This window comes from Flavobacterium sp. LC2016-12 (assembly GCF_015351595.1).
Lineage (GTDB): Bacteria > Bacteroidota > Bacteroidia > Flavobacteriales > Flavobacteriaceae > Flavobacterium.
Genome location: NZ_JADKPT010000018.1, coordinates 20,419 through 44,170, shown reverse-complemented (window position 1 = coordinate 44,170; position 23,752 = coordinate 20,419). Strand labels below are relative to the sequence as shown.

Here is a 23,752-nt window from a genome sequence, read left to right as displayed (position 1 = left end):
AAAATACAGCTTTTCTTTATTTTTCTTATGCTCTTTAACCTTAACTAAATCAAGGCGGTGAAGAGTACTTTATGATTTATTCTTCCAAATTAGCTGCTGCTAATTCTTTATTATTTTCCCATTGTCCAACAACAGAAGTTGCAAGAGCATTTCCTAGTACATTCGTAGCGCTTCTAAACATGTCACAAAAGTGATCAATCGGTAAGATTAATGCGATTCCTTCAACCGGGATATCAAACATACCGCATGTTGCCGCAACCACTACTAAACTAGCTCTTGGTACACCTGCAATTCCCTTACTGGTTAACATTAGAACCAAAAGCATTACCATTTGAGTTCCTAAATCTAAATGAACGCCATAAAATTGGGCAATAAAAATACTGGCAAAAGTCATGTACATCATACTTCCGTCCAAATTGAACGAATATCCCAATGGTAGCATAAATGATACTACTTTATCTTTTACACCAAACGCTTCTAATTCCTCCGTTAATTTTGGAAAAACAGCTTCACTACTTGTTGTTCCGAAAGCAATTGCCAATGGCCCAACAATACGTTTTAATAACTCGGTCATTCTTCCTTTCAAGAAGATGTATCCAATTGCAATTAAAAGAACCCACAATGTGCTAATTCCGATCAAAAAGGATCCAAAAAATTTAAAATAAGTAAGTACTAATTCTTCTGCATCTCTAATAGCAAATACTCCTGCAATAGCACCAAAAACTCCAATTGGAGCGAAGTTCATTACGTAATTCACCATTCTTAAAACAATATGAGAAGCTTTATCTAAAGCATTTATTACCGGTTTTACGGTACTTCCTAAAGAAGCTGCAGCCAATCCAAAAAAGATTGAAAATATTACAATTTGCAAAATCTCATTTGTTGCCATTGCTTCAAAAAGACTTTTAGGAACGATGTGCTCTACAAAATTCTCAACAGAAAGTATTTTAGTTTTACCAGTTACTTCTGACGCAGCCGCCATATCAACATGGTCAAGTTTTAAACCTACACCTGGCTGTAAAACATTTACATAAAACAACCCAATTAATAAAGATATAAAAGATGCTGTAAAAAACCACGCTAGTGCTTTTCCTCCAATTCTTCCAACCGTTTTAATATCTCCTAATTTTGCAATTCCCACTACTAAAGTGGTGAATACTAAAGGTGAAATAATCATTTGCACCAAACGAATAAAAATGGTCGCCAGCATTTTTATTTTATTACTAAACGATTGTGCAGCTTCAGGCGAAATATAATTGTGCAATATAATTCCTAAAGTTGCTCCAAGAACCATAGCAATTATAATCTGCCCTGTTAATCCTGAAAGAAATGATTTTTTTTTGGTTTCTGTAACTTGTTGTTGCATTAATTTGTTGTTTTAAATTAAAATATTAAGACCCTCACTGTCTTAACTTTTATTAATATGTTTTGTTGATCAAATAAAAATCAGCCAAAACAATCGCTGCCATCGCTTCCACAATTGGCACTGCGCGAGGTACTACACAAGGATCATGACGGCCTTTACCTGTCATTGGTGTAATATTTCCTTTATTATCTAATGAATCCTGAGTCTGCATGATAGTCGCAACAGGTTTGAAAGCTACTCTAAAGTAGATGTCCATTCCATTACTTATGCCACCCTGAATTCCTCCAGAAAGATTTGTTTTTGTAGTTCCGTCAGGATTATATAAATCGTTGTGTTCACTTCCTTTCATTTCAGATCCTGAAAAACCACTTCCGTATTCAAAACCTTTTACAGCATTGATTGAAAGCATTGCTTTTCCAAGTTCAGCATGCAATTTATCAAAAACAGGTTCTCCTAAACCAACCGGTACATTCTGAATTACGCACGAAACAACTCCTCCAACAGTATCTCCCTGTTTACGAATATCGCGAATATATTCTTCCATAATTGCAGCCGATTTTTCATCAGGACAACGAACAGGATTACTTTCAATTTTAGAGAAATCCAAATCCTGATAAGGTGTATCTAAATGAATTGGACCAACAGATGAAACATAAGCATTAATTTTAATCTCCGGCAACATTTGCTTCGCAATAGCACCCGCTACTACTCTACTTGCCGTTTCACGAGCAGAACTTCTTCCACCTCCACGATAGTCACGAAAACCGTACTTTTGATCGTATACATAATCAGCATGGCTTGGCCTGTAGTTATCTTTTATATGAGAGTAATCGTCTGATTTTTGATTGGTATTCGGGATAATAAAACCAATTGGAGTTCCAGTTGTTTTTCCTTCAAAAATTCCAGATAAAAACTGAACCGCATCTGGTTCTTTTCTTTGGGTTACAATTGCTGATTGTCCCGGTTTTCTTCGAGACATTTCAACCTCAATTGCTTCTAAGTCAAGTTCAATTCCTGATGGACATCCATCTATAATTCCGCCTAAAGCTTCACCATGAGATTCTCCAAATGTTGTAACTTTATATAGGGTGCCGTAGCTATTTCCTGCCATTGTAATTTGTTTTGAGCAAATGTAAGTTTTATGAATTAAATTAAAAAATTTAAAGTTGGTATTATTAAGTAAAGACTAAGTTGGATAAAAATCATAATTTATTAAAATTGAAGCCAAATTGGTAACCATTTGATAAAATAAAACTGACTTAAGTTTCTTTTATTTGCTAAACTTCAAATCAGGAAAAATTGAAAAAAAGAAATGTCGAGTTAGTTGTCCTTTCAGATGTGCACTTAGGAACTTACGGAAGCCACGCTAAAGAATTAAACAACTATTTATCAAGCATTAAACCCAAAACTTTAGTCTTAAACGGAGACATTATTGATGCCTGGCAGTTTAGGAAATCTTATTTTCCAAAAGCACATTTAAGAGTTATTCAACGCATTATCGGAATGGCTTCTAAAGGTACAAAAGTGTATTACATTACTGGAAATCACGATGAAATTCTTCGCAAATTCAGCGACATGAACATGGGGAATTTTGCACTCCTTGATAAATTAGTTTTAGATTTAGATGATAAAAAAGCCTGGATTTTTCATGGAGATGTTTTTGATGCCTCAGTACAACACTCGAAATGGATTGCAAAATTGGGCGGATTAGGATACGACTATTTAATTTTGAGCAATCGATTTGCAAATTGGTGCCTGGCTAAATTAGGCCGTGAACCTTATTCTTTTTCTAAAAAAATAAAAGCAAGCGTCAAAAAAGCCGTCAAATTTATTTCTGATTTCGAAACTACCGCAACTGACTTAGCAATCGAAAAAAATTACGATTATGTAATTTGCGGACATATACACGAACCAAAAATTATCACCAAAGAAAACAAACACGGATCGACTTTATACCTAAACTCTGGCGATTGGGTTGAAAATTTAACTGCTTTAGAGTATCACAAAAAACGCTGGAAATTATTCTCCTATGCCGAATCAAATTTAACGGAAGAAGAAGAAAATTTATTCGAAATGGAAGATATTTTAACTTCTCAATTAATCACTTCAATGATTAGTAAAAAATAAAACCTTCAGCAACAGAAAGTTATATTTTTATTAGTGTTTCGATTAAAAAACTTTAATTTAGAAACGCTAAAAATGTGAATTATATAACAATTTTCAAGAATATTATACGTTCAATAGCAGAGTCTAATTATACATTTGAAAAAAATTAATATTCACATTTTTATGAAAAAAGTTATTTTATCTGCCATTATGCTATTAGGTTTAGCGTTCACGGCTCAAGCACAAGACATCGCGAAAAATGCTCTTGGATTACGTTTAGGAGATAATAATGGCTTTGGTGGAGAAATATCTTACCAAAGAGGATTAAACGAAAAAAACAGACTTGAGTTCGATTTAGGATGGAGAAACAGCAGTGATGTTGACGCTATTAAAGCAGTTGGTCTTTATCAATGGGTTTGGAATATCGACGGAGGTTTTAATTGGTACGCTGGTGTTGGTGCTGGTATCGCTGCTTGGGATCATGATTATTATAACGGAAACGTTAAATATAATGACAGCGGAACTTACGTTTTTGCAGCAGGTGACATTGGTATCGAATATGGCTTTAAAGAAGTGCCAATTCTATTATCTTTAGATGCAAGACCTGAAATTGGTTCAGGATATTACGACGATGACAACTTTGGATTTGATGTTGGTCTAGGAATTAAATTCAAGTTCTAAAATAAAATTAAAAAATAATTGTAAAAGAAAACCTGTCGCTTTAACTACGACAGGTTTTTTTTTATTTTATACAAGAAACAATTATCAGCCTGGATAAGTCTCAAGCCAAAAACAAAATTTATTTAATGATAATCTCTTTTTTGGAGTGTACTTTCACAACCGTATAGGGATAAGTAATTACCTGCATCGTCATAGCATCCGGAGCCGGACTATTTTCCTTTACGGTAATAATGATATTTTTATCAGTTTCCTCCACTTTTTCAACACCAATAGAATAACCGCCAGTATTTTTCTCTCCCATATTTAAAATAACATAGTTAGAATTACTAATATCATCCTGCTTCATTTTATCTGCCAAAAGAGGATCATTTACTAACATTTTGATTTCATTTGGTTCTGTCAAAATCTCATAAAATTTGATATTTCCACCACCGTCAGATTGCGTTGTTAAAACTTCATATAATGCATTTGAATCTGATGTTTTTTTTGCTCCGCAAGAAATTAAAACAAAAACTGCTAAAACCGAAATTACTTTTTTCATTTACGTTACTTTAAAATTAATGTTTCTAATCTTTATAATCGTCAATTGCTTTCTGATACAACGCCTCATATATTGGAAGTATGTTTTTGATATCAAATTTCTTTGCCACTTCAAGAGCATTCACTTTAAATTGATTTAAAACTTCATCACTTTCCAAAATTTTAATTGCATTTGCAGCCATTTCTTCAACATCTCCCACATTGCTCAAATATCCTGAAATACCATCAAAATTAACCTCTGGCAAACCTCCCGAATTACTTGAAATTACCGGGACGCCACAAGCCATAGCCTCTAAAGCAGCTAATCCAAAACTTTCTGTTTCAGATGGAAGTAAAAACAAATCAGTAAGACATAAAATTTTATCGATCTCATTACTGTTTCCAAAGAAAATTACTTTGTCGTAAATTCCTAATTCCATACATAAAATTTCCGCCTTCTCTTTTTCAGGACCATCACCAACCATCATTAATTTAGCAGGCATCACTTTCTGAATATTATAGAAAATCTTAATAATATCCGGAATACGTTTTACCTTTCTAAAGTTACTGATATGTGTAATGATTCGCTCATTTTCCTTTGCCATCACATAACGATGACAAGGAGCAGTCGGATCCGTTTTTACTTTATCCAATTCAATAAAATTCGGAATTACCTTTATTTTATTCTTGATTTTGAATAATTTCAGCGTATCATCTTTTAAACTCTGTGAAACCGAAGTCACATAATCTGATTTATTGATACTAAAAGTTACTGCAGGTTTATAAAATGGATGATTCCCTACCAGCGTAATATCTGTCCCGTGAAGCGTTGTAATCATAGGAAGATTAATTCCTTCATTTTTCAGCATTTGCTTCGCCATATAACCCGCATACGCGTGTGGAATTGCATAATGTACATGAAGCACTTCTATTTTATATAATTTCACCATATCGACCAATTTACTTGACAAAGCCAATTCATAAGGCTGATAATGGAAAAGAGGATATTCAGGAACGTTTACTTCGTGATAATGAACATTAGGATTTAAAAGTGCCAGTCTAACCGGCTGACTGTAGGTAATAAAGTGGATTTCGTGTCCGCGTCTGGCTAATTCGAGGCCTAATTCAGTGGCTACAACCCCACTACCGCCAAATGTCGGATAACAAACTATTGCTATTTTCATGTATTAAATTTAGTACTACGAAAGTACTCAAAAATCACGTTTATTACCGTATTTAAAATGTTAGATTTTTGTGAATCTTAGAAGTATCAGATTACTAATACTTTAAATTATATAATATTTTATACACTAAGATATGAATGATGGCCAGAAATTTTCCGCTCTAATTTTTATTAGGAGCAGAAAATTCATTTTCAAAAGAACGACCTGTCCCGCTGTCCGTTATATTCCCGATTAACAAAAACTACAGCTAAAAAGCCTTGTTTTTCTAAATCGGGAGATATCACTCCCATCGGGGCTAGATGAGAGGTTTTTATTTTTATAACAACGGAAGTTTTTGCACTATTAACAAACTGAAAAAACTGTGATAAAAACTTTAAACTTAAAATCTAGAAAATAAAAAAAGGCATTAAAACAAAATTTAATGCCTTTTTATAAATACATTTTTAAAATATCTAAATTAAACCTTAAATTCATTTTTCAATTTTTCTGATATCTCTTCTTTATTTTTAATCTTATCGTAAATTTTCAAAGCTTTTTTCTTCCCATTTTCGTCATTGTTTTGTTCTGCAACTTTTAATAAGCTCAAAGAATAATGAATATTAAAATTATCATCATTTTTAAATTTAGAAACACATTCTTCAAAATGAGGTAAAGCTTCCTCATACTTTTTATTTAATGTTAAAAGTATACCGTATAATAATTCTGTCTGACTTTTAATTTCGCTACTTCTTTTACCGTATTTTTCAATTGACACTTTAATATTTTCCAAACCTTTATCAACATCTCCGATCATTGGAGCAGTTAAAGCTAGACCATAATAACCTTCAGGACTATCTGGAAAAAAAGTTGTCATTTCTACATACTTTTTCCTTGCCAAATCAATCTTCCCTACCATCAAACCAGTCATTGCCAAATTTTGCTTAAATTCTATCGATTTGTTGTTTGACAAACTATCCGCTATATAATAACACCCAATAGCGAGCTCAGGTTTATTTTGTAATCTTAAAGTATATCCAGCCCAAAAATAAGCATCGCATAATGTTGAATCTTTTTTTACTATATCTAAAAATACCCGTGTTGCAGCATTATGATATTTTTTATACTGTAAACACTTAAATCCCAAATCATAAAGATCTAATATTTTAGCATCACTAGTTTCGCAATATCTTTTTTGTCCTGCCATATAATCTTGCGAAAAAATAAAATTACAGGTTAAAACCATTATTAATAAAAGTACTTTTTTCTCCATGTATTTTTTAATCAAATTTTTCGTAAAACTAATTATTTTAATTAACAGAAGTTATTTTTTCTCCACAAAAAAAGGCATAAAAACTAAATTTTATGCCTTTCAAATATGATTATAATTTTCTCTTAGAAAAATCGACTGTGCCAACTATCAGCAGCAGGAACTTCCCAGGATTCATTAAACTCCTCGATATTATTTACCAAATTATTAAAAACAATCGTATTCTCAGAAACCGATTTGTCTTTAACCATTTTCTTGAAATCGATTAATGTTTTGTGTGCAATATGTTCACCGTTTTTAAAAGTTACGTTCATTTTATCTAACAAATCAACGTTGTACTTTTTCTCCAAACTCTGAATAAATTCAACAGAACTATCGATAGAACATCCTGTCGCCGCTTGTACTTCCTGATTTACAGCCAAAATAATAAATCGGTTATATTTCAATAAATATGAAGCTTCTAAACTTGTTCCGTGTGCTGCCCATTCTTCTACAAAAGCTTTTAGGTCAGATTCAATTTCAGAAAATTCTTCCTCAGAAAATTTTCTGTTTGATTGATAAATCCAAACTCTGGATTCACCAGGTAAATTTTCAAAAGGTATATACATTTAATTTTAGATTTTAGATTGTTGATTTTAGATTACAGGATAGTTTCAAGTTAGATAACTTAGAACCTTAGAATCTTAGTACCTCAGAACCTTAGTTATAAATCTTGTGCGTTTGCGATCAACTCCGCTATATCCATTACTTTAACCTGTCCTTCTTTCTCCTGATGTTTTATACCATCAGTTAACATAGTATTACAAAACGGGCAACCCGCAGCGATAATATCAGGTTGTACTTCTAAAGCATCTTCGGTACGCAAAACATTCACTTCTTTGTTTCCTGGTTCAGCATCTTTAAACATTTGTGCACCACCTGCTCCACAACATAATCCGTTTGCTTTAGAACGCTTCATTTCGACTAATTCAACATCCAATTTCTGAATTAAATCTCTTGGTGCTTCGTATACTTTATTCGCTCTTCCTAAATAACAAGGATCGTGAAAAGTGATTTTTTTTCCTTTAAACTGACCACCTTCAACAGTCAGTCTTCCTTCATCAATTAATGACTTTAAAAATTCCGTATGATGAATTACATCATATTGACCTCCTAATTCAGGATATTCATTTTTTAAAGTATTAAAACAATGTGGACAAGCCGTAACAATCTTTTTAGCTTCATATGCATTCAAAACCTCGATATTCATCATGGCCTGCATCTGAAACAAAAACTCATTTCCGGCACGTTTTGCAGGATCTCCGGTACAACTCTCTTCTGTACCTAAAACTGCAAATGAAACATTAGTACGATTTAAAATACGCACAAATGCTTTAGTAATTTTTTTTGCTCTATCATCAAAACTTCCTGCACAACCTACCCAAAACAAAACTTCTGGTTGTTTTCCTTCGGCTAACATTTCAGCCATTGTTGGCACTACTAAACTTTCTGGCATCTTCTTTTGTTATTAAAGCGGTTAATCGTTAAATTGGTTAATAGCATTCTCTCTGCTATAACCCACTAAAAACCACAAATATTTTACTCGATTAAACGGTTAAACCAATAACCAATTAAACCTTAATTTTAATTCTCGTTTTTCCAGTTCAATCTATCTTGCTGACTATATTGCCATGGCGCTCCATTGTTTTCAATATTTGTCATCATAGCATTCAATGACATTGGAGCAGCACTTTGTTCCATCACCAAATAACGACGCATATCCATAATAATAGACAACGGACTAATGTTCACAGGACATTCTTCAACACAAGCGTTACAAGATGTACAAGCCCACAACTCTTCTGGTGTAATATAATCGTTTAATAACGTTTTATTATCCGGAACAAAAACACCTTTGTTAGCGTCAATATTTTTACCGACTTCCTGTAAACGATCTCTTGTATCCATCATAATTTTACGAGGAGACAATTTCTTACCCGTTTGATTTGCCGGACAAGATGATGTACAACGTCCACATTCTGTACATGTGTAGGCATTCAACAATTGAACCCAGTTTAAATCCTGAACATCGCTTGCGCCAAATTTACTTGGAGCAGCATTTTCATCTACCGGAGCCGCCGCAAAAGGATCTGCATTTGGATCCATCATTAACTTAACTTCTTTTGTAACTGATTCTAAATTATCAAATTGCCCTTCTGGTTTCAAATTAGCAAAATACGTATTTGGAAAAGCTAAAAGAATATGCAAATGTTTTGAGAAGTATAAATAGTTCATAAAAACCAAAATACCTGCAATATGCAACCACCAAAATGCCTCAAATAATATAGCAACCAATTCATTTGACATTCCGTTAAATATTGGAGCAATAAATTGGCTTATTGGAAAACTTCCTGCTTTATGAAAATGCGAAAATCCTCCCGGTACATTTTGTAAATGCAAATCGGCAGCATCCATGAATAAAAACAAAAGCATCAGAACTGTTTCGAAATACAAAATGTAATTCGCGTCACTTTTTGGAAATCCATTTAAATCCGGATTAATGAAACGTTTTAATCGGATCACATTTCTTCTAATCCAGAAAACTGTAACAGCAAAGATTACCAATATCGCTAATATTTCAAATGAAGCAATTAAAACATCATAAACGACACCTAAAAAAGGAGCAAAAACTCTATGAGTTCCAAATAATCCATCAATAATTATTTCAAGTAATTCTATATTTATGATAATAAACCCAACATATACTACAATATGTAATGCCCCCGCAACTGGACGTTTCACCATTTTAGATTGTCCAAGAGCAATCATAGCCATGTTTTTCCAACGTGCTTTTGGATTGTCTTTGCGATCTACATCAACTCCTAAATTTATGTTTCTAATGATTTTCTTTATGCTTGAAGCAAAAAAACCAAAACCAGCTATCAGAAGTATAGCGAATAAAATATTATCTAAATAACTCATTCTTTATTATTTTTTTTCAGTTGTATTAGCATCTTCTGTAGGTGCGACATATGGTTTGTTTTTCTTTCCAAAAAGAGAAACATTCACATAACGTGTTGGATATAGACGAACGTCCTGCAATAATAATTCAAGCTCTTTTGAAGTTTTAGCCAAATTATTATACAAAGCATCATCATTCAGTAATTTACCTGCAGAACCTTTTCCGGCATTTAGATTAGCCATAATGCCATCTACTTTTGCTAAAGTTTGGTTTAGGCTTCTAACTGTTTTTCCTAAGTCTGCCTTATTTAAAGAATCTGAGATTTTATTGAAGTTACTCGACATTTTATTAAAGTTCGTAACTGCTCCATTGATCTGTGCTTTATTAGTATCTAAGATAGAATTGATACTTCCCGAAGCTTTGTGAAATTGCTCCATTGTCTGACTCAATTCTGCCAATGATTTTTTAAGATCTTCCTGCCCTTTTTTATCCAGAACATTGTTCAATCCAGCAACAAGCGTGTTAATATTTTCAAGCATCACATTCAGTTTTTGCTGAATTGGTTCTATTTTTCCTCCTAAAGATTCCGTCAAACCTAATTCAACTGCAGGAGCTAATGTCTGGCCATCTATCGCAAGTTCCTTGTCTGCAAGATTAGGTATAATCTTGATCTGTTTTCCACCGATTAAACTTGGAGAATATAAAGCTGCTGTACTTGTTTTAGAAACCGGAAAATCCGTTTTCAATTGCAGTTCTACTAATAGTTTACCAGTATTTTCGTTGATAGTGATTTTATTTACTTTACCAATCGCAAGTCCGTTTAAAGTAACGGGGGCAGACTGAGCCAAATCTTCCACATTATCATATTCTACATAAAATGTTTTATAATTTGTAAAAAGATCTCTGCCTTTTAAAAAGCTGTATCCCCAAATAAATAATAAAATTGACGCGATGACTAAAATAGCCGTTTTAATTTCTCTTGTTAGTTTCAAAATTCTAAGTGTTTGTACAAAATTAATATAAATATTCGAACTTGTGCTTATTATTTAGTAGCGTCCTGAATACTGATTTTTTCGCCGTCCTTGTATGCAATTAAAAAAGAAGCGCCATATCCTTTACTTTTAGCTTCTTGCAAATATTTTTGTGCCGCCTGGTAATCTGAAGTTTCCTGATAGAAATATTTATAAATATTATTTTCATACAACATTGTTACGTTAGTCAGTCCTTTAAAATTTTTAGGCTCTAATGGTGTTTTCTTGATACTGGCAATTAACTGTACTTTAAAAATAGTTCCTTTTGGTGTATTTTTATTTGCTGGAGGAGTTACAACTGTTTTTGGTTTGGCAGTATCTTTTACTGGTCGTGCATCTGCTATTTCCGGAACTCCCGATCCAAAATACTCTCTTTTATAACTTATAATAGCTTCGGCAATAGCCTTTGCTATATCGTTTTGCCCTTCCTCTGAATTTAAAATATTTCCTTCTGTAGGATTAGATACAAATCCAGTCTCAACCAAAACTCTTGGCATGTACGCTTTATGCAACACCATAAAAGGTGCTTGTTTCACTCCACCCTGGCGAAGCTTTTTTCCTAATCTGTCAAAATTATCTTCAATCTTAGTCGCTAATGCAATACTATTATCCAGATATTCTTCCTGCATCAAGGTCATTGCCATCATAGATTCTGGCGAATTTGGGTCGTAACCTTCATATTTACGTTTATAATCTTTTTCTAATGTAATAACCGAGTTCTCTTTTTTCGCTGCTTCAAGATTCGATGCCACTTTACTTAAACCCATTACATAGGTTTCTGTTCCGTCTGCAGCCGTATTTTTATTCGCATTACAATGTATAGACACAAAAATATTAGAGTTAGCACGGTTCGCAATATTGGCTCTTTCAACCAAATCGATAAAAACATCGGTTTTACGAGTATAAATAACATTAATATTTGGACTGTCTTCTAATATTTTTCCAACTTTTAACACAATAGCCAATGCAATATTTTTTTCAATTCTTCCGCTATATACGGCGCCAAAGTCATGATCACCGTGTCCGGCATCAAGTGTTACCTTAAAAACATTTGCCTGACTGTATGCGCAAAATGAAATTATAGTTAGAAAAAAACTAAATATTAGCCTAGTTTTGTTAAATATATTCATAAATCTAAAAGTTAATTTTAATAAAATGCAACTGCTATAATTTTTACAATTGATTATTTTTGCCAAAAAATTATATGTAAGTTTGACATGTCAAAAAACAAGCCATACTTTTACAAAAATAGCATTTAAACCTTTGCATACAAACTTATTTAATATCGTTTTATTATCATTTTTCCTAACACTAGGATGTGGTAAATTATATTCGCAAGAGATAAAATCAAAAAAAAACGCATTACCTGCTGTAAAACAAACAGATAAACCTGTCACTACTGTACTTGATACTATAAAACTGGATACTGTTAAGCCTAAAAAGACTTTTCTGGACGGAAAAGTAAAGTACAGGGCCAAGGATTATGCGAAAATCGATCAAAAAAGCAAACGCATCACTTTATATAACGAAGCTGAATTATACTATAAAGATGTAGAGTTAAAATCGGGTATAATCGTTTTGGATTATGAAAAGGACGAAGTATATGCCGGAAGAATAAAAGATTCTGCAGGTGTTTTAAGCCAATACCCTAATTTTAAGCAAGGCGCCAGTGAAGTTCAGCCAGACTCTATTCGTTTTAATTTCAAAACAAAAAAAGCTTTAATATTCAATTCCAGAACAGAACAGGGTGAATTTAAAATAAAAGCCGCAGTTACCAAAAAAGAAAACGATTCTGTTTACTTCTTAAGAGGTGCCCGCTTCACAACTTCCGCAGATGTTGACAATCCCGAATATTATTTTCAAACTAATAAAGTAAAGTTTATTCCCGGAAAAAAAGTAGTTACTGGATTAACCAATATGGTTATTGCTGATGTCCCTACTCCTCTTGCCTTGCCTTTTGCTTATTTTCCAATGAGTCAGGAAAAAAGTGTTTCAGGAATCATTATACCAAGTTATAACGACTCTAACACAAGAGGATTCTCTTTACAGAATGGTGGTTATTATTTTGCTCTAAGTGATAACTATGACCTGACCGTTTTAGGAGATTACTATACCAACGGAAGTTATGCCATGCGCTTTGAATCTTCCTATGCTACAAGATATAAATATCGTGGAAATGTAAATATTCGTTTTGAAAACCTGATAAATAGCGAAAGAGGTTATCCTGATTATTCGAAGCAAAATATTTACAATATCCAATGGTCGCACTCAAAAGATACTAAATCAAACCCAAACTCGAGTTTTTCTGCTTCGGTAAATATGGGTAGTAGTAAATACTTTAAACAATCTATTAATCAGGCGAATGTTGGATCAAATCTAAATAATACTTTAAGTTCGTCCATCTCCTATAATAAAACCTTTAATACGATTCCTGGGGCCCGTATTGCATTAACAGCAACACATCAGCAAAATACACAAACAGAAGAAATTCAAATGACATTACCCTCATTACAAGGTAGTATCGATCGTGTTTATCCTTTTGTGGGTAAAGATGGTGTTAAAAAAGGTTTTATTAAAAACATAAACTTACAGTACAATGTTACCGGACAAAATAAATTTGTAACAACCGATTCTTTATTCTTTAAACCTCAAATGTTTAGAGATGCGCAAATTGGACTACAACAATCTATTCCGATTAGTACAAACTTTAAGATATTTAAGTATTTTAGTGCAGGAGCATCCACAAACTATCAGGAAACCTGGGTTACTAAAACTGTAGAAAAAAATTACGACTCAAGTCAAAACCAAGTTGTTACACAAACAATCAACGGTTTCGACGCTTACAGAACCTATAACTTTAGCTCTAACTTAGGAACTACAATTTATGGTACTTTTAATTTTGGTGATGACAAAAGAATTCAATCGATACGTCACGTCATGAGACCTTCTGTTACGTACGCATACACTCCTAGTTTCGAGAAATACTACGACGAGTACTATGTTGACGCTTCCGGAAAAATACAAAACTCTTATTCACGCTTTGATGGAGGTGTTTACGGAGCTCCTAGCAAAGAAAACTCAAACATTGTAGGCTTTGCCTTAAGCAATACTTTTGAAGCTAAAGTAAGAGATCGCGACAGCACAAAAACAGAACCTAAAAAAATAATGTTGCTGAACAACTTAAATTTCAGCACCAGCTATAATTTTAATGCTGACGGAAAAGACATTCTTGCGTGGCAACCTGTATTAGTAAGTGGAGGTACACAACTTTTTGACAATAAAATGAATGTCAATTTCGGCGCTACATTAGATCCATATGCAATTGACAATTCTGGAAAGAAGATGAATACGTTCAACATTGACAATGGTGGTAGTTTATTCAGAATGACAAGTGCCAACTTAACTTTAAACTACTCATTTTCCAATAAAGGGACAAAAGAAGAAAACAAACAAAGTGAGCGGAATGGAGGTCGTAAAGATGACTTGTTTGGTACCAACACAGACTTAAACGACAGTCGTAATAGCCAGTTTGCCCAAGATAAAGAGGATGACGGCGAAGATGTCATAACCGAATTCTTCAATTCGAAGATTCCATGGGATATGACAATGGCCTACTCCTTAACCTATTCCAATACAAATAGAGAAAGCAAGATCACCAATAATTCCATAATGGTTTCCGTTAATATGGATATTACTCCCAAATGGAAAGGCGGGGTCTCTACCGGTTACGACTTTGTTCAAAAAGGAGTTACCTTTACGCAATTTCGTTTTGAAAGAGATTTGTTAAGCTGGAGAATGGCTTTTAACTGGACACCACTTGGAGAAAACTCAAACTGGAACTTTTTCATCGGAATTAAATCCGGAGTATTAAGTGATATTAAGTGGAATAAACGAAGTACTTCAAACCGATAATTTACATCGATTAAAATAATTATTATGAAAAAAATCATCTTTACCGAAAAGGCTCCTGCTCCAATCGGACCATACAATCAGGCTGTATTATCTGGAAATACGCTTTATGCTTCCGGGCAGATTGCAATAAACCCGGCTTCAGGAGAACTTGTTACAGAAAACATTAATGATGAGACAAAACAAGTAATGGAAAACATCGCAGCAATTCTTGAAGCTGCAAATATGACTTTTGAGAATGTTGTTAAAGCAACCATTTTTATTATGGACATGAATAACTTTGGAGCAATAAATACGATTTACGGATCTTATTTTAACGAAAAAACCGCTCCAGCACGTGAAACGGTTCAAGTGGCATGTTTGCCAAAAAATGTAAATGTTGAAATTTCTATAATTGCAGTGCAATAGCATCTAATAATAATTGTGCCGTTGCTTCATTTGTTGCCAGCGGCACATTATGTACATCACAAACGCGAATTAACATATTTATATCAGCTTCATGTGGATGACTTGATAATGGATCTTTAAAAAAGAAAACCATTTTTGTAATTCCTTCCGCCACCCTGCCTGCAATTTGCGCATCTCCGCCTAAAGGTCCGGAAAGCATTCTTTGGGTTTTAAAACCCGCCGCTTCTGCTTTTCCTCCGGTAGTACCAGTACCAATAAGCTTTATTTTTTCATGGTGTAAAACAGCTTCATTTTTAAGCAAAAAATCAATTAAATCTGCTTTTTTACCATCATGAGCAATAATCGCAATCTCCATGAAACCAGAACTATTGATTAGCAACATGGTACGCTATTAATCCATCAATTGGTCTTCTTAAAACATTTCCTAATTGAAGTTCATATTTATCAAATGTTTCTTGTAATTCGTCTTTTAAATAAAAAGCGATAGAGCCTACAAAATGCACAGGCACTTCTTTACAATTATCATATTGCTTGATATAATTTTTAACGAAAGATTTCATTCCTTTAAAAATGATTTTTCTACAGAAATCAGTGTCTTTATGTTTGATTAAGAACTTCGCAAAAGTCGCTAAATACGCGTTTGGATTTGGTTCTTTATATAGTTTATTTTTAATAAAATCAGGATCTAGATCATATTCCTTTTCAAATTCAACAGCCAATTCCTTAGGCATTTTATTGAAATAATATTTTCTGATTAATTCTTTTCCAAAAACATTCCCACTACAATCATCCATAGCGATATAGCCTAATGACTGAACTTTTTGATGCAATACTTTTCCATCAAAATAACTGCAGTTAGAACCTGTTCCAAGAATACTTACAATTGCTTCTTCTCCCTTTGGAGTTGTAGCATAAACCGCTGCATAAGTATCTTCATGAACTTCTACAATGGCGTTAACAAAATACTCCTGAAAGATTTGAGTCAATGCAATTTTCATTCTGTCAGTACCACATCCTGCTCCGTAGAAGAATAAATGCGAGGCATTTTTTTTATTTTGTAAAATATCAAAACGATCGTTTAATCTTTCAATAATTTCCGGACCGTCAAGAATTTCAGGATTTAATCCTAAAGTTTGTGTCGTGAATAATACTTTTCCATTATCATCAATTGCAATCCAATCGGCTTTAGTAGACCCACTATCAACTATTAATTTCATTTTTTTTTGTTTTTGGATTAGTTTTTCTTCAATTTAATTAAAAAGTGTATTTTTTACATTAATTAAAGACGAAACAAAATAAGAAAATCCCGTTACTAATTAAATAACGGGATTTTGCAAAAATATATAATATTATTTTAAACCTGCGATATGCACAGATAAATCGATCAATTTACTTGAGTATCCGTACTCATTATCGTACCAAGATACTAATTTGAAGAAAGTTGAGTTCAATCCAATACCTGCAGTAGCATCAATGATTGAAGTTCTTTTGTCAGAAATAAAATCCTGAGAAACAACTGCATCTTCAGTATATCCTAAGATACCTTTCATTGTAGTTTCAGAAGCATTTTTCAAAACAGCCATAATTTCTTCGTAAGAAGTCTCTTTAGCTACTTTTACAGTTAAATCTACTGTAGAAACGTCAGCAGTAGGAACACGGAAAGCCATACCTGTTAATTTTCCATTCAATTCAGGAATAACTTTTCCAACCGCTTTTGCAGCACCTGTAGATGATGGAATGATGTTTATGCTTGCAGCACGTCCACCTCTCCAGTCTTTTCTAGAAGGACCGTCAGCTGTCATTTGAGTTGAAGTTGTAGCGTGAACTGTTGTCATTAAAGCTTCTACAATTCCGAAGTTATCATGAATAACTTTAGCTAAAGGAGCTAAGCAGTTTGTAGTACAAGAAGCGTTAGAAACTACTAAATCAGTAGCTTTTGCAGTTTCATGGTTTACCCCCATTACAAACATTGGAGCATCTGCAGATGGAGCAGAAATAATTACTTTTTTAGCACCACCTTTAATGTGCTCATTTGCAGTTTCGATAGTTGTGAAGATACCAGTACATTCAGCAACTACATCAACATCAACTTCATTCCATTTTAAGTCAGCTGGATTTCTTTCTGCAGTAATACGGATATTTCTTCCGTTTACATAAAGTTTTCCTTCTTTTACTTCTACAGTCCCGTTGAAACGACCGTGAACTGAATCATATTTTAATAAGTAAGCTAAGTGATCAACATCTAATAAATCGTTGATCGCAACTACTTCTACATTATCTCTATTGAAAGTTTCTCTAAAAACGATTCTTCCGATACGTCCGAATCCGTTTATTCCTAATTTTACTTTTGACATTTTACTTAATTTTTGCTTTTGTTTTTATTACACTAATTTAAAAGTCTAATTTCCTCACAATAAACTTCTTTCCTTTTTTAAACTTTTTATTTATTTTTATGTTGACATGATGTCAGACACTCTTAATAATTCTCTATCAATTTCAGATTTACCTTTAATTGCTTGTTCTAAAGGTGTTAAAGTCACTTTGTCCTCACGAAGTCCAACCATATAGTTCGATTTTCCTTCTAATAAAGACTCTACCGCTTTTACTCCTAAACGGCTTGCCAAAACACGATCAAAACAAGATGGAGAACCACCACGCTGCATGTGTCCCAATACAGAAACTCTCACATCGTATTCAGGTAAATTAGCCTCAACATAATCTTTTAATTCGAAAACGTTTTTACCAATTTTATCCCCTTCGGCAATAACAACTATACTTGATGATTTTCCTGAAGCTTTACTTTTTTGAAGAGAGTCTAGCAATCTGTCTAAACCTAAATCTTCTTCAGGAATAAGGATTTCTTCGGCACCAGCTCCAATACCAGCATTAAGAGCAATATGCCCTGCATCTCTACCCATAACCTCTACAAAAAACAGACGGTTATGTGAACTTGCAGTATCTCTAATTTTATCAATACAATCTACTACGGTATTTAATGCAGTATCATAACCTAAAGTATGAGTTGTACCAAAAATATCGTTATCAATTGTACCAGGAATTCCCATTACAGGAAAACCATACTCTGAATTAAAAATTAAACCTCCGGTAAAACTTCCGTCTCCTCCAATAACAACTAATGCATCTACACCAGCTTTCACAAGATTTTCGTGAGCTTTCTTTCTACCTTCAGGGGTTCTAAACTCAAGAGAACGAGCCGATTTTAAGATCGTCCCACCTTTGTTTACAATATTATTTACGCTTCGAGGTCCCATTTCTTTGAAATCACCTTCGATCATTCCCTGATACCCTCTATAAATCCCTATGCATTCTATATTATGATAAGCACATGTTCGAACAACTGCTCGTATTGCGGCATTCATTCCAGGTGAATCTCCTCCTGAGGTTAGAACACCAACTTTTTTTATTGTTTTTGGCATTATTTAAGTATTAAAGTGTAAAATTAGCAAACATTCACCACTTTTCGGGTTATGATTGTAATAAATTAATAAAATATGTTAAATTCAAACGTTTTCGTTAATAAGTTTTTTGATATGAAAAAATTCATTTAAAATAATAAAAGCACCTTATTTTAATTAAATCCTTAAAATTAACAATACATAAATGAAGTGTTATAAAAATATGCAACCGCTTTATTTGGTAAAAAAAAATTGGAACATCTAAAATTAGCATAAAAAAACCATTCGTTGCAGCGAATGGTTTTATAATTGTACTTTTTTAACAAAAGCTTAAAAATCGTCATTATCCGGAATTAATCCCTGATTATTGTTTTGAGGCTGTGATGGCTTCTCTTCTTCTTTTTTATCATTCTTCTTTTTATTCTTTTCACTCTCTTTTTTACTGGAGAAATTAATATAGTCGGGATTCAAATTTGAATCTTGCAAATCATCCGGAGAACCTTTTAAGGTTCTTTCAAGCTTATGACTTTTAAACAGTTTATTAACCAATTCACTAAAAGTATCAAAATCGACTTCATATGAAATACCGACACCTTGTGTATAACCAATTCCTTGTCCTATATAATTAATATCATTTTCCTTATTAAACAAACGGAGATTCATAGACCCATCTTCATTTACCCTGTAAAGTATTTCAATATCTCCAACAATCGCAGATTCATTAACACCTCCAACCGGAACTCCAACTTTTCCGTTAATGGAGATTTTCTCATTAATCTGTGATGATATATTAGCCACAAACTGACCATCAGCTTCCTGTCCAATTCGTTTATCTGCAGATATAAAGTTCAGGTCGATATTAAACTTATCATTATCCGATTTTATAATTCCGCCTAATAGACTGGCAGCCGTTTCTGCAAATGTTCCTGATAAATCACTTTGATTAAATCCGTCCGGGCTCATAAACGAACCAGTCGATAACAAGTACAAGGCCTGAGTCTGTCGAACATCCTTATCATCTAACTTATATTGTATCTCTGATTTTAAAACACTGCTTACAGACGGAAACTGAATATCAAAATTAGGATCAGGACTTGCTAAATCTCCTCTTAAACCAATGACAACTTCTACCGGAACTTTTTTATTAAAAGAAGAATTTTCTAATAGCACCGCCGGATTAGCCGATGTTCTGTAAACAGCCTCCAAATTCAACTGGGCTTTCATAGGGTTTCCTTCCCAAATGATAGATCCTCCTTTTTTAACTGCAAACTTTTTATCAATTAAACCTCCGTATTTAAAATTATACGTTCCCTCGTATGCCTGGAAATCTCCCCACATATTAAACTTACCAAGGGTATTAATTTTAAATAACAATGATCCGTATCCTTTTCCTTTCATTCCATGACCTGAATTTCGATCCAGAATTACTTCCACTTCAGCATCTGGTGTAATATCAAAATCAAACTCTAATTCAAGACCTCCATAGTTTCTGGTTTTCTCAACAATACCATTCGCTAAGTTATATTTTTCTTTTGGAGTCACAAAATGTATCCAACTACTTTCACCAACACTCTGAACATTATTAATAGGTATTTTAACCTCAGTACCTTTCTCCGATTTAGCTGCTACTTTTATAAATAAGCTTTCAGTCGGACCTTTAATACTTGCTGTTCCATTAATAAATGCTGTACCAAAATAAGCTGCGTCATCACTGTCTTTAGTATCGAGTGCTACCAATCGCTTTGAACTAATATTAAGATCTAACTTCCAATCTCCAAAATTATGGTGTTCAATACTACCGTTCAGCAGTCCTTTTGTTCCGTATTTTGTATCTGTTAATTGATTATTTCTAAACAAGAATTTCTCATCAGTTAAATCAATTACAGTTCTGTCGCTTAACTCATAATCAACATTTAGGTAAGGAATTGTCATCCCTGCCTTCTCAACATAAAGCCTACCATTTATTTCAGGTTTTTTAATATTCCCGACAACTGCAGCATTTCCAGAAACAGAACCACGTACATTAGACAAAACATCTTTACCAACTGTTCCTAAAGTTGCTAAATTAAATCCTTCCAGTTTAAGCTTTAAATCCAATATCGTTTCTTTATTTTCAATGGCAAAATTTCCGCTGGCATTGAACGACTCTGTAAAACCATTATGAATTGACGAATTTATAGTAAATCTTCTCAGATTCTCATCTCCTGAAATATCAAAATCTAAAGTTCCTAATTCAGTATTATTTAAATTAAGATGATCTATCTGTATAGATGCTGTGGGCTGATAAACATCTTTATTCTGCTTAAAATTGACGTTCCCGTTTAAATTCCCATTAAATACAAATTTAGAATTTAATGGCGTTATTTTATTAATATCCACATCTTCAAAATTTAGTACCAGATCCTTATAATCAGTTCCTTTTAAAACTCCATTCAAATCAATTTTTTGATCTTCATGAGATAACACAATATTATCAATTGTAAAGTTTTTAAAGTTTTTGTCAAAAACAATCTGATTATCGGAACCTTCCTCTTCATTTAAATACCATAAATAGTCTTTAAATTTCATTTCAGATTTTTTTATTCCTACAATATTATTTTTGTTTTTATCAATAGTGTGAAATAAATCAAGATTAAAATAATCTTCTCCTTTTTCTCCTCCTTTAAACTCTGAACGAACAAACAAAGTATCCTTTGACGTTACATTGATCAAATTAAAATCACGTATTTTATAATACGGCGTTTTAATACTGTCTAACTCGATAAACGCATTATAAAGCGGGTTTTTATTATCAATATTTATTCGGATATTATCGAATGTATTCTTTGCGGCGGTAATTTTTTGCGATTTAAACCTAAACTTAAATTCATTTAAATCAGCATCAATTTTTCCACGTACGACAGTAGAAGAATCTACATTAACTTCCGGATACAACATCTCGACAACCTTATCATAAACATGGAAATTGAAACGTAAAAATTGGCCTTTTTTAACTTTATAAGGTTTGTAATTCGTGTAAAGACTTCCAACGGAATTCATTACCAATTTATCTAATTGAGCAAACTGAAATTTTCCAACAATTTTACCATTAACAACATCCGTAGAATTAATAGTTATGGTTCTCAATCTGTCTGCATCAAAACTTGAATTGATAGTTAATTCATCAAACTCATAAGTTGATTTTGGATTTTGATAAATAGCATCTTTTATGTAAATATTTCCATGAAGATTTTCAATTGAATTTCCAGAAACCTGAACGACCGCATCACCGGTAAAGTAAGATATACTATCATTTATAAATTTGAGTTTGCGTAAATCTGCATTTTCTACATTAATATGGAAATCATATTTGTTCTCACGCGTACTTAAATCAACTAAACCATCAAATGTTAAAGATAAATTAGGATCATTTACAGAAATTTGTCCTTTGTAGTAAGGCAGTTTAAAATTCCCATTTACTACTATATTATTATAGGTATATTTATTATAGTCTAATTTTATAATATCACCTTTTATAATGGTGTTAAGATATTTCTCGGTAAAACCAATTCCATCAACATCTAAATTTAAAGTTGTTCTACCAAGATCTTTTCGTTCGAGTAAAGCGCCCACATCAAAATTTTCAAGAACAATATTTCCTGAATAAGATGCCCTATCAATAAAATCCATATTGTTTAAATGCAGATCAACGTCTCCGCCACCTAAATCGGTAACCATTTTAAAATTGGCCTCTAGCGCCGTTGTTGAAACTTTTGCCTTTCCTATAATCGTAAATTTACCTATTCTTTTCAGCTCTTGTGGAAGTCTTTTACCTAAAACAATTGGCAGTAAAGCCACCATGTTATCATAACTGGAAACCAATCTGTCAAATTTCCCATCCATTGAGAACTTTTGCTCTTTGGTTCCTAAAAGGTTTTTAAAATTGATTGTACCAACAATTCTTGAACCATTAGTATCCGTAAGCCTCAAACCTTTTAAATTAAGATTATTAAGAGGTCCTTTTAATTTTGTTTTAAGTTTAAAATGCTGGTTTTTACCTAATCCATCATAAAAATAACGAATATCATTTGTTGCAATTGACGAAGAATCAATTCTAACATCAAACTTTACTTTATCCGTAAAATTTAAAAAATCTTCTACTTTATAATTTAAAATGGCCTGACCGTAAATAGAGGATCTCTTTGTTTTTATAGCCAGATTTTCAACTTTTATTTGCTTTTTGGTATAACTAAACTTCCCTGCAAAATTAGACACATAAAGACCACGGTGATCTAAAAATGAAAAACGATGAATTGTCGTATTTACATCGGGCCCATACAATTTAAAATCACTGATGTATGCGTTAAGCTTTGTAAATGACAAAAATTTAGGTGTCTTTTTATTTTCGTCAACTACAGAAAAAATTCCTTTCGAAATATAGGCGTTTTTAGCTGTCAGTAAAAAATGTTTATTTGTTTTTGATGGCTTATCAGAGTCAAAAAGTCGTATAAACTTATTGATGTTGTTTTCGTTTTCGTTTTTATATGTTTTCAGGTTAAAAATTAAACCTGTTAAACGCAAATCACCAAAAATCAAATCACCATCCAGTAATCTTTTGATACTTAAAATATCTGTAGAGATAATATCAGAGTAGATTAAAACTTTTTTATGATGGTCATAAATCAAAACTTTTTTAAGTTTTACACCACCAAAAATGTTTATCGCAACCTTATCAACGTGAATATCTGTTTTAAAATCTTCATTCAGGGAATTCGTTACATATTGTGCAATTTCAGTTTGAACTACAGGCAAAGACAGCGTTATAGCAAGTGCTAACAAAAGTAAAATTAACCCAATTAGGGTTCTTGATATTATTTTCTTTACTTTTTTGATAGCTTCTTAATTTTAGTTTTCTTTTAAATTTACTTTGAACAGACAAAGAGCGACTGTTTTTGATAAAAATTCT

At 32.8% G+C, this 23,752-nt stretch carries 19 protein-coding genes; 4 read left to right on the top strand and 15 right to left on the bottom strand.

Translation table 11 applies throughout. The annotated features are described in order from the left end of the window. Positions 1 to 76: 76 nt before the first annotated feature. Together IRZ99_RS20500 and aroC are read right to left on the bottom strand one after the other, a co-directional pair. Positions 77 to 1,366 carry a dicarboxylate/amino acid:cation symporter gene (locus tag IRZ99_RS20500; RefSeq protein ID WP_194659241.1) on the bottom strand — a complete coding sequence of 430 codons (1,290 nt, stop codon included), beginning with the start codon at positions 1,364 to 1,366 and terminating at the stop codon, positions 77 to 79. Positions 1,367 to 1,418: 52 nt separating this feature from the next. Further along, positions 1,419 to 2,477 (bottom strand): chorismate synthase, encoded by a 1,059-nt coding sequence (gene aroC, locus IRZ99_RS20495; protein WP_029273121.1) that lies wholly within the window; start codon positions 2,475 to 2,477, stop codon positions 1,419 to 1,421. Between the two features lie 188 nt (positions 2,478 to 2,665). Here aroC and IRZ99_RS20490 point away from each other — a divergent pair, with 188 nt between their 5' ends. Both IRZ99_RS20490 and IRZ99_RS20485 read left to right on the top strand, forming a co-directional pair. Beyond that, positions 2,666 to 3,493, top strand: coding sequence for a UDP-2,3-diacylglucosamine diphosphatase (locus IRZ99_RS20490; protein ID WP_194659240.1), 828 nt, complete (start codon positions 2,666 to 2,668; stop codon positions 3,491 to 3,493). A gap of 162 nt (positions 3,494 to 3,655) precedes the next feature. Beyond that, on the top strand, positions 3,656 to 4,153 hold the full coding sequence (locus tag IRZ99_RS20485) for a hypothetical protein (RefSeq protein ID WP_194659239.1): 498 nt from the start codon (positions 3,656 to 3,658) through the stop codon (positions 4,151 to 4,153). A 118-nt stretch (positions 4,154 to 4,271) separates the two neighbouring features. Here the strand turns inward: IRZ99_RS20485 and IRZ99_RS20480 are convergent, their stop codons facing one another. From IRZ99_RS20480 to IRZ99_RS20445, 8 genes are all read right to left on the bottom strand, one after another. Further along, positions 4,272 to 4,694 (bottom strand): protease complex subunit PrcB family protein, encoded by a 423-nt coding sequence (locus IRZ99_RS20480; RefSeq protein WP_194659238.1) that lies wholly within the window; start codon positions 4,692 to 4,694, stop codon positions 4,272 to 4,274. A 25-nt stretch (positions 4,695 to 4,719) separates the two neighbouring features. Beyond that, on the bottom strand, positions 4,720 to 5,856 hold the full coding sequence (gene bshA / locus IRZ99_RS20475; protein WP_194659237.1) for an N-acetyl-alpha-D-glucosaminyl L-malate synthase BshA: 1,137 nt from the start codon (positions 5,854 to 5,856) through the stop codon (positions 4,720 to 4,722). Between the two features lie 457 nt (positions 5,857 to 6,313). Beyond that, complete coding sequence (locus tag IRZ99_RS20470; protein ID WP_194659236.1) at positions 6,314 to 7,105, bottom strand: M48 family metallopeptidase; 792 nt, start codon at positions 7,103 to 7,105, stop codon at positions 6,314 to 6,316. A 122-nt stretch (positions 7,106 to 7,227) separates the two neighbouring features. Continuing rightward, on the bottom strand, positions 7,228 to 7,710 hold the full coding sequence (locus IRZ99_RS20465; protein ID WP_194659235.1) for an ABC transporter ATPase: 483 nt from the start codon (positions 7,708 to 7,710) through the stop codon (positions 7,228 to 7,230). 95 nt (positions 7,711 to 7,805) lie between these two features. Further along, positions 7,806 to 8,597 (bottom strand): (Fe-S)-binding protein, encoded by a 792-nt coding sequence (locus tag IRZ99_RS20460; RefSeq protein ID WP_194659234.1) that lies wholly within the window; start codon positions 8,595 to 8,597, stop codon positions 7,806 to 7,808. Positions 8,598 to 8,725: 128 nt separating this feature from the next. Continuing rightward, on the bottom strand, positions 8,726 to 10,063 hold the full coding sequence (locus IRZ99_RS20455) for a (Fe-S)-binding protein (RefSeq protein ID WP_194659233.1): 1,338 nt from the start codon (positions 10,061 to 10,063) through the stop codon (positions 8,726 to 8,728). Between the two features lie 6 nt (positions 10,064 to 10,069). Then, entirely contained in the window at positions 10,070 to 11,035 is a 966-nt protein-coding gene (locus IRZ99_RS20450; RefSeq protein WP_194659232.1) for an MlaD family protein, read from the bottom strand. Between the two features lie 50 nt (positions 11,036 to 11,085). Continuing rightward, a complete protein-coding gene (locus tag IRZ99_RS20445; protein WP_194659231.1) occupies positions 11,086 to 12,204 on the bottom strand; it encodes an N-acetylmuramoyl-L-alanine amidase in 1,119 nt (372 codons plus the stop codon). Between the two features lie 82 nt (positions 12,205 to 12,286). Here IRZ99_RS20445 and IRZ99_RS20440 point away from each other — a divergent pair, with 82 nt between their 5' ends. After that, complete coding sequence (locus IRZ99_RS20440) at positions 12,287 to 14,986, top strand: putative LPS assembly protein LptD (protein ID WP_194659230.1); 2,700 nt, start codon at positions 12,287 to 12,289, stop codon at positions 14,984 to 14,986. A gap of 24 nt (positions 14,987 to 15,010) precedes the next feature. After that, positions 15,011 to 15,391, top strand: a complete 381-nt coding sequence (locus IRZ99_RS20435) for a RidA family protein (protein WP_026984483.1) — start codon at positions 15,011 to 15,013, stop codon at positions 15,389 to 15,391. Here IRZ99_RS20435 and IRZ99_RS20430 read toward each other — a convergent pair. The 5 genes from IRZ99_RS20430 to IRZ99_RS20410 form a co-directional block, all read right to left on the bottom strand. Then, entirely contained in the window at positions 15,372 to 15,746 is a 375-nt protein-coding gene (locus IRZ99_RS20430) for a methylglyoxal synthase (RefSeq protein WP_194659272.1), read from the bottom strand. The genes IRZ99_RS20435 and IRZ99_RS20430 overlap by 20 nt on opposite strands. 10 nt (positions 15,747 to 15,756) lie before the next feature. Further along, positions 15,757 to 16,608, bottom strand: a complete 852-nt coding sequence (locus IRZ99_RS20425; protein WP_072972066.1) for an N-acetylglucosamine kinase — start codon at positions 16,606 to 16,608, stop codon at positions 15,757 to 15,759. Between the two features lie 132 nt (positions 16,609 to 16,740). Next, entirely contained in the window at positions 16,741 to 17,745 is a 1,005-nt protein-coding gene (gene gap, locus IRZ99_RS20420; protein WP_026984486.1) for a type I glyceraldehyde-3-phosphate dehydrogenase, read from the bottom strand. A 96-nt stretch (positions 17,746 to 17,841) separates the two neighbouring features. Then, on the bottom strand, positions 17,842 to 18,828 hold the full coding sequence (gene pfkA, locus IRZ99_RS20415) for a 6-phosphofructokinase (protein WP_072972069.1): 987 nt from the start codon (positions 18,826 to 18,828) through the stop codon (positions 17,842 to 17,844). Positions 18,829 to 19,137: 309 nt separating this feature from the next. Further along, positions 19,138 to 23,604: a translocation/assembly module TamB domain-containing protein gene (locus IRZ99_RS20410; protein ID WP_194659271.1), complete on the bottom strand. Its 4,467-nt coding sequence runs from the start codon at positions 23,602 to 23,604 to the stop codon at positions 19,138 to 19,140. Positions 23,605 to 23,752 lie beyond the last annotated feature (148 nt).